The sequence below is a fragment of the Altererythrobacter ishigakiensis genome (genome assembly GCF_001663155.1).
In the GTDB taxonomy this organism is placed as follows: domain Bacteria; phylum Pseudomonadota; class Alphaproteobacteria; order Sphingomonadales; family Sphingomonadaceae; genus Erythrobacter; species Erythrobacter ishigakiensis.
The window spans coordinates 960,329-971,716 of record NZ_CP015963.1 but is presented as its reverse complement, the minus strand read 5'-3'; the positions used below and the strand labels follow the sequence as shown (position 1 = coordinate 971,716).

10 protein-coding genes are annotated in these 11,388 nt (G+C 56.4%); 3 read left to right on the top strand and 7 right to left on the bottom strand.

All coding sequences use genetic code 11. The features are described from left to right. Window positions 1-55: 55 nt before the first annotated feature. The 7 genes from A6F69_RS04605 to A6F69_RS04575 form a co-directional block, all read right to left on the bottom strand. Window positions 56-520 (bottom strand): FixH family protein, encoded by a 465-nt coding sequence (locus A6F69_RS04605; RefSeq protein ID WP_245638287.1) that lies wholly within the window; start codon window positions 518-520, stop codon window positions 56-58. After that, window positions 517-1,935, bottom strand: a complete 1,419-nt coding sequence (gene ccoG, locus A6F69_RS04600; protein ID WP_067602470.1) for a cytochrome c oxidase accessory protein CcoG — start codon at window positions 1,933-1,935, stop codon at window positions 517-519. The genes A6F69_RS04605 and ccoG overlap by 4 nt, the downstream gene beginning before the upstream one ends. 94 nt (window positions 1,936-2,029) lie before the next feature. After that, on the bottom strand, window positions 2,030-2,953 hold the full coding sequence (gene ccoP / locus A6F69_RS04595; RefSeq protein WP_067597980.1) for a cytochrome-c oxidase, cbb3-type subunit III: 924 nt from the start codon (window positions 2,951-2,953) through the stop codon (window positions 2,030-2,032). Then, window positions 2,943-3,107 (bottom strand): CcoQ/FixQ family Cbb3-type cytochrome c oxidase assembly chaperone, encoded by a 165-nt coding sequence (locus A6F69_RS04590; RefSeq protein ID WP_067597977.1) that lies wholly within the window; start codon window positions 3,105-3,107, stop codon window positions 2,943-2,945. Before A6F69_RS04590 ends, ccoP begins: the two co-directional genes overlap by 11 nt. Beyond that, window positions 3,104-3,865, bottom strand: a complete 762-nt coding sequence (gene ccoO, locus A6F69_RS04585) for a cytochrome-c oxidase, cbb3-type subunit II (RefSeq protein WP_067597974.1) — start codon at window positions 3,863-3,865, stop codon at window positions 3,104-3,106. Before ccoO ends, A6F69_RS04590 begins: the two co-directional genes overlap by 4 nt. 11 nt (window positions 3,866-3,876) lie before the next feature. After that, window positions 3,877-5,532, bottom strand: coding sequence for a cytochrome-c oxidase, cbb3-type subunit I (gene ccoN, locus A6F69_RS04580; RefSeq protein WP_067597971.1), 1,656 nt, complete (start codon window positions 5,530-5,532; stop codon window positions 3,877-3,879). 28 nt (window positions 5,533-5,560) lie between these two features. Continuing rightward, the gene (locus A6F69_RS04575) at window positions 5,561-6,328 is read right to left on the bottom strand and encodes a helix-turn-helix domain-containing protein (protein WP_245638318.1); all 768 of its coding nucleotides are present in this window, start codon (window positions 6,326-6,328) and stop codon (window positions 5,561-5,563) included. A gap of 132 nt (window positions 6,329-6,460) precedes the next feature. Here A6F69_RS04575 and A6F69_RS04565 point away from each other — a divergent pair, with 132 nt between their 5' ends. The 3 genes from A6F69_RS04565 to A6F69_RS04555 all read left to right on the top strand — a co-directional run bounded on the left by A6F69_RS04565 (window position 6,461) and on the right by A6F69_RS04555 (window position 11,354). Further along, window positions 6,461-7,132: an OmpW/AlkL family protein gene (locus A6F69_RS04565; protein WP_067597963.1), complete on the top strand. Its 672-nt coding sequence runs from the start codon at window positions 6,461-6,463 to the stop codon at window positions 7,130-7,132. A gap of 104 nt (window positions 7,133-7,236) precedes the next feature. Further along, window positions 7,237-7,941 carry a DUF2189 domain-containing protein gene (locus A6F69_RS04560; protein ID WP_245638286.1) on the top strand — a complete coding sequence of 235 codons (705 nt, stop codon included), beginning with the start codon at window positions 7,237-7,239 and terminating at the stop codon, window positions 7,939-7,941. A gap of 290 nt (window positions 7,942-8,231) precedes the next feature. After that, complete coding sequence (locus tag A6F69_RS04555; RefSeq protein WP_067597958.1) at window positions 8,232-11,354, top strand: TonB-dependent receptor domain-containing protein; 3,123 nt, start codon at window positions 8,232-8,234, stop codon at window positions 11,352-11,354. The last annotated feature ends 34 nt before the right edge of the window (window positions 11,355-11,388 follow it).

Below are 11,388 nucleotides of genomic sequence, written 5' to 3'. Positions count from 1 at the left end.
AAACGGCTGTCGACAAGCTCTACGGCATCATCAACGGTCAAGGGGCGGTGGGCGCTCACCGGATCTGCTGCTCCTGTCGCCAGCTTTGCCCGGCGGACGTTATTTCCAGCCTCACGATCCAGCGTCCCTCCGCAATTGGTTCGACGGAACGGAACCTGCCGTCAGTCTGACGAACCAATTCAAGCTCGCTGGCCTCGAGTTCGCCCAGTGGGCGGCGGATCATGGCGGATGCCATGGCAAGCTCTGGCACACCAAGTGTCTCAACTACCAAATGTCCGTCATCCGCACGCTGGGGCTGTGCTTCCCAACCCAGCTCGCGTTGGCGCTCAGCCTCGTCGAGCCAGCCGTTGAACTTCTGGCTCGCAACATAGGTGTTCTTGACGATCACGCCGCCAAAACCGCTTGTCGCAAGGCTGGCCATGTAAAAATTGACTGCGATGACGATACCAAATCCGCCGATCATGGCCATCAGCATATGGCGCCCGGTGAATTGGCCCTTTGTTGGTTTGGTCTGCATCATCTGCCTCCCGGAGCATTGAAGAGTGTTTCTGCCGAGTCCTGCTCGGCCTGTTCATCCTTTGAAGTCAGGACAAAGCTGAAGTTTTGCTCGCTTACGCCAGCGGGCGCAGCGACATAAGCCCGCACAGTGCGGGTCAGATCTGGTGCAACATCTAGCACATGGCTGCGAGCAGCGGCGCTCTGCGGGATGGTGTCCGTCCAAAGAACCGCGCCTGGTAACCCCTCCAGCTTGATCTCCATCTGGCGCGGTCGGCTTTCCATATTACGCAGCTTGAGCGTGTAGGCATTGCGCACTGACCCGTCGCTCAGCAGCATGAAAGGCGGATTGCGATCGGGCGATACAGTCAGGTCCGTATGGCTGCGCACACCAAGCGCGAATAGCAAAGCCAATCCGATTGCGCTCCAAACGCCAAGGTAAATGAATGTACGGGGGCGGACCAACGCTTTCCATGCTGCACGCGGCTCCGCACCAGCAGCCTCTCGTTCGCAGTCCTCAAGCGTTGCATAGTCGATTAGTCCGCGGGGGCGACCGATCTCGGCCATGACCTGGTCGCACGCATCGATGCATAGCGCGCAGGTGATGCAGCCGATCTGTTGACCTTCGCGGATGTCGATACCCGTCGGGCACACCGCGACACATTTCATGCAATCGATGCAGTCGCCATACTCATCCGGGTTCTTCTGCGCCTTCTTCAAGCTGCCGCGCTTTTCGCCGCGCCAGTCCTTGTAGGTGACGATGAGCGATTTCTCATCCAGCATCGCGGCCTGAATGCGCGGCCAAGGGCACATGTAGATGCAAACCTGCTCGCGCATGAAGCCGCCCAAGGTGAACGTGGTCGCGGTGAGAATGGCAACTGTGGCATAGGCAACCGGAGCGGCCTCCAGCGAAAAGAAGTCGCGGAAGAGCGTCGGCGCATCGGCAAAATAGAGAATCCAAGCTCCACCTGTTGCAAATGCAATCAGCAGATAGACGCTCCATTTGGAGAGCCGCCGTGCGATCTTCTTTAGTCCCCATGGTGCCTTGTCCAGCCGGAGACGGGCATTGCGATCACCGTCAAAGAACCGGTCAACGTGCTGGAAGACGTCAGTCCACACTGTTTGCGGGCAGGCATAGCCACACCAGGCGCGACCGACCGCGCTGGTCACCAGGAACAGCCCAATCCCGGCCATAATCAAAAGACCAGCGACGAAATAGAATTCGTGCGGCCAGATCTCGATGCCAAACATGTAAAAACGGCGATTGGCCAGATCGACCAGCACAGCCTGGTCAGGGGCAAATGGCCCTCTATCCCAGCGTAACCACGGCGTGCCCCAATAGATCGTCAAAGTGACGATCATCACCAACCATTTGAAGCGGCGGAATGGCCCATCGATACGTTGATTGTGGACGACCTTGTGCTTCTCATACAGCTCCATAGGCGCCGAAGCGCCTTGAGTTGCTGGACGAGCAGAAGCGCCGGGCACCGCCTTTTCCCAGCGGCTCGGCGCTTCTTTCGCGTCTCTTGGCTGGTCAGGGTTGCTCATCGCCCTCTACCGCGACTTCGGCTTCTTCAGCCACCGGTGAAGATTCACCTCCGCCCAGCGAGTGGACATAGGCGGCCAACATCTTAACTGTTACCGGATCAAGGCGATCCTTCCAACCAGGCATGACGCCGTGGCTGGGGTTCAAAATCTGAGCGCGAATGTCACTCTCCTCACCACCATAGAGCCAGATCGCATCGTTGAGCGCGGGTGCGCCCTGGAAACGATCGCCACCGCCAGCAGGTCCGTGGCAGGCAAGGCAGTTGTTTGCATAAAGCTCGGCTCCACGCGGACTTGTCTCGCCCGCGCCGGTGAACGAAAGGACATGGCCGGCCAGTGCATTGATTTCGGCATCGCGGAACAGGCCGTCAAAGCCCGGCATCAAGCTGAAGCGGCTCTGGCGTGAACCCTCCCAACGCACACCGTGCTGGATAGTGAATTCGATCGCTTCAAGATCGCCGCCCCACAACCAATCATCGTCGTTGAGATTGGGGTAGCCTTCAGAACCCGCCGCGCCAGATCCATGGCACTGAACGCAGTTGACCTTGAACGCGGCCGCGCCGCCGGCAACGGCTTGTTGGAACAGACCCTCATTCTCAGTCAGGCTGGCGGTTGGTACAGCAGCGATTTGTGCACGAACTTCCTCGCGGGCCACCTCGGCTTGAGCGATTTCTTCCGCCAACTGGCCGCGGCTCGTCCAGCCCATCATACCTTCAGTCGCCTGGCTCAGCATGGGCCACGCCGGGTATGCGACGGTGTAAGCCAGTCCCCAGGCAACAGTTGCATAGAAGGTCCACAGCCACCAGCGCGGCAGCGGCGTGTTCAGCTCTTCGATGCCGTCCCATTCATGGCCGACAAATTCAGTGCCGGTGGGTTCATCGATACGTTTTTCAATGTTCGGATCATTCGCCATCGTCATGGTCCTCAAGGATGGAGTTGGCGGCTTGGTGATTGCGGTCTTTCGCGCCGGGACGGAACGGCCAAGCACACAGACCAACGAAGAGAAGCATGGTCACCAGCAGGCCGTAACTATCAGCAAAGTGACGCAAGGTTTCATAAGTGCTCATCGGCCGGTCTCCTCCGCCAGTTCCTGCTGCGCGGCGGCGCTATTTACGTCGACCAGCGTGCCCAGCATTTGCAGGTACGCAATCAGCGCATCCATCTCTGAAACCATGTCAGGGTTTCCGTCAAAGTCGCGGACATGCGCCTTGGGATAGCGCTCAGTCAGGTCGCCCGGATTGGCATCCGGATCAGCCTGCCCCATCAGATCGGCTTCAGCCATTTCGATGTCGGCATCGCTGTAGGGCACGCCTACGCGGCTGAGCGCGACCAGCATGCCTTCCGCGTCCGGCACCTTAAGCGGTGTATCCTTCAAGAAGCCGTATTGCGGCATGATGCTCTCGGGAACGACACTCTGCGGATTCTCGAAGTGCTGAACATGCCATTCATCGGAATAGCGATTGCCGACACGGGCGAGATCAGGCCCGGTGCGCTTTGACCCCCATTGGAAAGGGTGATCGAACATGCTTTCCGCTGCCAGGCTGTAGGCGCCGTAACGCTCGACTTCGTCACGGAATGGACGGATCATCTGGCTGTGACAGACATAGCAGCCTTCGCGAATATAGATGTCGCGCCCCGCCTGCTCCAGCGGGCTGTAAGGGCGTACCCCTTCGACCTGCTCAATAGTGTTGTCGAGGTAGAACAACGGTGTGATCTGGACCAGGCCGCCAATCGCGACTGTTACCAGAGTTGCCACCGCCATCAGTGTGACATTGCGCTCTAGCCGGGCATGGCCTTTAGGCGCGTCGTTCGTTTTATCAGTCATCGGATACGCTCCTATTCGGCTGGAACTGCAGTGATGGGACGATCAGCTTGCGGATCGTAATTGGCGTCGCTCATCGGGGCTTCGCTGCGAAGCTTGCCGGCGATGGTCATCCAGACGTTGTAGACCAGCACCACTGCGCCGCTGAGGTAGAAGAGCCCACCGAGGACACGCAGCGAGTACATCGGCTTCAGCGCGGCAACGGTGTCGGCAAAGCTGTTCACCAGATAACCGTCTGCGCCATATTCGCGCCACATCAGGCCCTGGGTGATCCCGGCCACCCACATGCTGGCGGTGTAGAAAACGATGCCCAGCGTCGCGAGCCAGAAGTGCCAGTTGATCATCCGCATTGAATACATCCGCTCACGGCTCCACAGGCGTGGGACCAGGAAGTAGATGCAGGCGAAGGTGATCATGCCGTTCCAGCCCAAAGCGCCGGAATGCACGTGGCCAATCGTCCAGTCGGTATAGTGCGACAGGCTGTTGACCGCCTTGATACTCATCATCGGGCCTTCGAATGTGCTCATGCCGTAGAAAGCAAGGCTCAGCACGAACATGCGGATGATCGGATCAGTCCGGATCTTGTCCCATGCGCCGTTCAACGTCATCAGACCGTTGATCATGCCGCCCCAGCTGGGCATCCACAGCATGATCGAGAACACCATGCCCAGTGTCTGCGCCCAGTCAGGCAGCGCCGTATAATGCAAGTGGTGCGGACCTGCCCAAATATAGAGGAAGATCAGCGACCAGAAGTGGATGATCGACAGGCGATAGGAATAGACCGGCCGCTCTGCCTGCTTCGGCACGAAGTAATACATCATCGCCAGAAAACCTGCGGTGAGAAAGAAGCCCACCGCGTTGTGGCCGTACCACCACTGCGTCAGTGCATCCTGCACCCCGCCGAACAGGCTATAGCTGCGTGATCCCAGCAGGCTGACCGGCATCGACAGATTGTTGACGATGTGCAGCATCGCAACTGTGATGATGAAGGCGAGGAAGAACCAGTTCGCCACATAGATATGCGGTTCTTTCCGCTTCACGATCGTTCCAACGAAGACGAGGAAGTAACAGACCCAGACAATGGTCAGCCACAGATCGACGTACCATTCCGGCTCGGCATATTCTTTCGACTGCGTGACCCCCAGCAGATAGCCAGTTGCCGCCAGCACGATGAACAGCTGGTACCCCCAGAACACGAAACGCGCCATCGAGGGGAAAGCAAGCGTCGTGCGGCAGGTGCGCTGGACCACGTAAAAACTTGTCGCGAGCAAGGCATTGCCGCCAAAGGCAAAAATCACTGCGGAGGTGTGCAACGGGCGTAGTCGGCCGAAATTGAGGTAGGGCTCAAAGTTCAGCTGAGGAAAGACCATCTGCGTTGCGATGATCACGCCGACCAAAAAGCCCGCCATGCCCCAGAAGATCGTTGCGATCACACCCCAGCGAACCGGGTCATCGTCATAGCGTGACGGCCCCGGCGGCATCTTGAAGATGCTCTGTGCTTTAGCCAGCGGGTCGTACCGGGCGACCGTGACGCAGACCAAGCCAAATGCGATGATCCCGACTAGTGCTGCATGCACAGCAAAACCGGGATCCTTTGCTCCAAGAAAAGCCCCTAGCGCTGCCAACAGCACTAAGAGCCAAAGCCCAACCCTACCAAGAACCGATTCCATGTTTGAATTCCTCCTGTCTAGTCGTCAGCTAGGCGAGCTGCTCGACGCCGACATTGATCGAGATCAAATTTTGCGGACTGACCGAAAAGTTTGTTTTTTGCTGGAAATAACCCGCATACTCAGACAACGAGTCCAACTTCAAAAGCGTGACCTTGGACCGACCGCTTGTTTCAATCAGGCCGAGTTCGCGAAGGACTCCGAATTGTCGGCTAACTGTTTCGATCGTCAAACCAAGCGACTCCCCGATCTCTCGCCGAGACATCGGCAAATCGAGTTCGCTACGGTTGCCTTCGGTCCTGCCGATCCGCTCCGCCATCGCGAGAAAAAAACCGGACAACCTCTCTAGCGCGGTGCCTTTGCCCAAGGCGACAGCACGGTCGCGGCAGCGGTGAAGCGCAGCCGGTAGCCGGTCAAGAAGGGAGCGAGAAACCCGCGCATCCCCTACGGCATGGTCAAAAAACTCGCGCGCGGGGAATACGAGCAACTCCGAATCCGAGATAGACGTGAGCGAGCTCGCGAAGTGTCGCTCAGCGGGAACCGAAACAATGTCTCCAACAAAGTGAAAAGCGACAATTTGCTCACGATCATTTGAAGCGTGCAGCACCAGCTTGGTTGCGCCGCGGCCAATAAAAACAATTTGATCGGCGTCTTTTTCAAGATCGGCGGAGTCGCCCTTGGGCAATTCCATCCGGGTGGCGAGGCTTTCCAATCGCGCACCTATGGGTGAGCCGGGCTCGATGCCAAAGGTCGAGCGGGCAAATGAGTCAAAGGACGCACGGTTGGTCATGGGCGCCATCTGGATCAATTTTGAATGCTCGGCTTTGATCCATGTCAATGAAGATGCCGATTTCACACGGCAAGTTTCAGCCGTTGTCGCAACAATCCTGGACTGCGTTGGGCGGTCACTGTGGCACATGGGATTTGAATGATGAAAGCGCTTTTTGCAGTAAGCATGGCAGCTTTGGCTGCATTGGCGACGTCACCGGCTGTCGCTCAAGACAATGAAGGAAAAATACAGATCAAAGTTCTTGGCACGGGTGTTTTGCCGGACGGCAAGATTACGTCGGTCAACACGGATATCGTAGGACTGCCTGCTGACACGCAAACAAAGGCAAACGACAATTACGTCCCGACAATCGCGATCGAGTATTTCTTCAACGACAACTTCTCGATCGAAACGATCTGCTGCATGACACAGCACGACGTGGATGCAGTGAGCGGACTTCCCGGAGCGGAGCTTGTCTCGAATGCCAAGCTTATACCGGCGACGTTGACCGCAAAGTATCACTTCGATCTAAACGGCGTGAAGCCATACGTCGGCGCGGGCCCTGCGTACTTCCTGTGGATCAGTGACAAACCGGGGGCGGCGACACTTCCGCTAGGCGTGACCGATACTGACCTATCGGATGAGTTTGGATTTGCTTTGCAAGTCGGTTTCGACGTGCCGATCAATGATGAGGGTTTTGGGCTTACTGTAGATGCCAAGCGGTATTTCATTGACACAACCGCGCGCTGGTATGCTGGTGACACTCTCGCCATCGAAACCGACCACAAGCTTGACCCTTGGGTCGTCAGTGCCGGTGTCAGCTATCGGTTCTGACTGAGAATTGAAACATTCGAGCGAACAGGAGACTCGTCTCGACTAGCGAAGATGCATCATTTGCCGGGCTTGCTCCAGTCGCAACCGACTTGTCGGTTAGGGACTTGCAGCACGCACTCAGTGCCGGATGGGCCGATTTCCGTGCCTATCCGGCATTCGGCATTTTCTTCGCTTCGATTTTTGTCCTGTCCGGTCTCGGGCTAACTTACGCGCTCGTTGAGCGAGGAGAAGTGTTCTGGCTCATCCCTGCAGCAGCCGGATTTCCATTGCTCGCACCTTTCGCCGCAGTCGGACTTTATGAAGTAAGCCGGCGGCGCGAGGGCGGTTTACCTTTGAATTGGGGCGGCGTTCTGGGCGCGCTCAGAGGTAGAGGGGACGAGCAGATCATGAGTATGGGCCTCATCTTATTTGTAGCGTTTGGATTCTGGATCATAATCGCGCACGTCGTCTTTTCGATATTCGTCGTAGAAGCAGGCGCTGGATCAGAATCGCTTGCCTTTCTGCTAACGCAAACAGGCATCGTCATGCTTGCAGTCGGCAGTTTGATCGGGGCCGCCATTGCGTTCATTTTCTATATTGCGACCGTCATCAGCCTACCAATGCTGGTTGATCGCAAGGTGAGCTTCGTTGCGGCAATTATCACGAGCCTGAAGGCGTTTCGAGCCAACAAGCTTCTACTCTTGGCATGGGCTGTGTTCATTGCATTTGCACTCTTTGCCGCAATGGTTCCGATATTTCTTGGTCTCTTTCTTGTTCTTCCAGTTCTCGGCCATACAACTTGGCACCTTTATCGCCGTGCGGTGATTTAGAAAGATCGCCGCCCTAAAGGCGCTTCTAGTGACTCATGTATCAGGGTTGCTCGAACGAGCGGCAAGCTCAGCAGAGCTGATAGGACCAAGCCCCAAAGGTCTATTCCGGTAACGGGTTGCTGTGCAGTCAATCCTTCACTGATATTCGGCGCGCGCTCTTCGAACCCTACCCCTGCGCACAATTTTAATAGCTCGTAAGGTTTGCCAGCACGGAAAAAACGGGGCAGTAATCTAATTGGTAATATTGTGCGGCATGGGGACTTAGGCCGTGCAACTGTTTGGAGGAAAATATGAAAGCTTCGTCGCGCACACTTGCCGCCCTTCTTGGCGGTACCGCATTTTCTGCAATCGCTGCTCAACCAGCCTTAGCGCAGACCGCGCAGGACAATGTTGACATCTCCTCACCTCAGCAGACTGAGCAACCAACAATTGTCGTCACAGGTTCTCGCATTCAGGGCGCAAAGGTTGACGACGTTTTGCCCGTTACCGTTGTCGGCGAAGAATTGATTGATGCGGTCGATCCAGCTTCAGGTGACGAACTCTTTCGCGCGATTCCTCAGGCGGGCTCCGTAAACTTCAACGAACAAAGCACCGCAGGCGGGGTGAACGGTGCGCGCGGCGATATTGCTTCGATCAATCTCCGCGGGCTTGGCACTGGCAACACGCTAATGCTGATCAATGGCCGGCGCATGGTCCTTAACCCGGGTTTTCAGACCGAGCTATTCGTGCCGGTGGTATCTCCAGACACCAATACAATCGTGCCTGGTTCAATCCGTCGAGTAGAAGTGCTCCGCGATGGCGCGTCAGCGGTATATGGTGCTGACGCTGTGGCAGGCGTGGTTAACACGATCCTGCGTGGCGGCCGGACAGGCGGTTTCCTTCAGGCCAATTATCGCGCGTCTGATGGCACAGGTCTTTACAGTTTCGCCGCGACAGGCGGTTACGGCTTCGACTTCGCCGATGGCCGCGGCAATCTCACAATTAACGCGCATTACTTCCATGAAAACGGCCTGTCGGCGAGCGCACGTGACTATTCGCGCAGCAGCGATTTGCGACCGTTCCTGGAAGGAACGGATTTCGAAGGCGACACACAGTTCGACAACCGCTCGATCAATTCACCTTGGGGCGCCTTCGACATCCAAGGCTCTCGCGCGAGCTCATCAAGCACCACTGTCTTGCGCGACGATGACTTTCACTTGCAGCCATGCTCATTGTTCGGAGCGTCCGGTCAACCAAGCGATGGACGATTTATCGACCTGGGCAATGGCATCTGTGCGGACAATGGTGGCACCATAGACCGCGATCTCCGCTACGATCTTCAGGGCGATCGTCAGCTGTATTCAGAAAAGGATCGTTACAACGTTCAGGCATTGCTTAGCTATGAGTTGAGCGACGCCGCAGAGTTGTATTTCGAGGGGTCATTCTATCGTTCGGAGTTTTATCGGCAGCGCGAACAGAATACGATGTTGAGCGCAGTCCCGATCGGCATCGAAGCAAGCGCTTATTGGAACCCGCTTGGGCCAACAACTTTAGCTGACGGCTCGCCAAACCCTAATCGCGCGGACAATGGCCTGGGCTCAGGTGTTGGCCCGGAAGGCCGTGCCCTGCTGATGGAAGATTACCGTTTTGTGGATTTCGGCCCGCGTCAAGGTTTTGTCGACAAGGATGTCTGGCGCGGCGTACTTGGCCTGCGCGGCAATTTCGGGGCGTGGGATTACGATACCGGTTTCCTTTATTCGCAAGCAAATACAACAGACCTCACCAAAAACCGCGTTTCATCAACCTTGCTACAAGACGCGATCAACCGGACCGATGCAACGGCCTACAACCCGTTCAATGGGGGGTGTTTTCCGGATGAGCCGGGCACGGGTGCAAACAACAATGATTGTACGCCGAACCCTGAATCTGTGCTCGACACTGCAAGGATCGACGTTTTCCGCAAGGGCGAAACTACGCTCGCACTTTGGGACTTCAAAGTATCGAATTCTAACGTCCTTGAATTGCCAGCTGGTGGTGTTGGCATCGCAGCCGGCGTTGAGTTTCGACGCGAAACATTTGAGGATGATCGCGATCCACGCTTAGATGGCACAATTACGTTTACCAATGCAGTCAATGGTGACTTCTTTGGTTCTGACGTCGCCGGGTCCAGTCCATCACCGGACACCAGCGGAAATCGCGAAGTCTATTCAGCTTTCGCTGAAGCGCTTGTCCCGCTTGTCTCTGATGAAATGGGCATTCCCCTGATCAACTCACTCGAAGTCCAATTGGCCGCCCGGTTTGAGGATTTTTCGGACTCGACCAGCGCGTTCGTGCCGCGTGCAGCAGTTGCCTGGCGCCCGTTCAATGATCTGTTGCTCCGTGGTGCATGGTCCGAGGGCTTCCGCGCCCCGAACCTCATCCAGATCAACGATGAAGGGACGACCCGCTCTAACTCGGTCCTACGCGCAGTCGAATGTGTTGCCGAGATCATTGCGGGCATCGAAGACGATGTGCCTGATTGCGGCACTGTCGGTACGATCGATTTCCGCTCGGGGGCTCGCAATCTTGAGCCGGAAGAAACCGAAAGCATCAATCTGGGCGCGGTGCTCACGCCTAGCTTCATCCCGGGCCTGACCCTGACGGCCGACTACTGGCGCGTCAAACAGGATGGTATCATCGGCATATTCGGTAATGGCAATGCCTTGCTGCTCGATCTTGTGCTTCGTTCGCAAGGTACCTTCAACCCGGCGGTAGTGCGCGATGATCCGGATCAAGATCAGATTGATCTCTATGCTGGCACTGGCATTCTTGCTGCAGGCGATGTGGTGCAAATCCTGAACCCCTATCGCAACCTTGACCAGCGCACCTCCGAGGGCCTGGACTTTGGTCTTTTCTATGAATTCGGGACTGGATTCGGTGACTTCGACATCCAACTAAACGCTGCGCGGCTGCTTGGATTTGAACAGCAAGCGGGTCCGGATGCATTGCCGCTGTTTACTGAGCTGACACCGTTCCTTGAATCGATCCCGGAATTGTCGGTTGGTGACGTGGCGGCTCTTCAGCCGACTGGATTTGGCGAATTGCTGGAGATCGACGGACGGCCCAAATGGCGCGTAACAGGCTCATTGACATGGGAAAAAGGCCCAGTGCGCTTTAACGTATTTGGCCGCTACATCGACAGCTTCTTCGACGATAGTGCCCAACAGAACGATACAGCTGAGCTCTTCCCAGTTGATGACTGGTTTACGATGAACATGTCGATTAGCTATTCGATAGAGAACGATACACCGCTTGACGGAACGCGCTTCCGTTTCGGCATCAACAATATCTTCAACGAAGATCCGCCGATCGCCGATGAAAGCTTTGGCTATTATGGAAGCATCCACAGTGCCCGTGGTCGCCAGTTCTCGTTCGATATTCGAAAAGAATTTTAATCAGCTGGAGCGGGTGAAAGTGCGGACCGTGCTT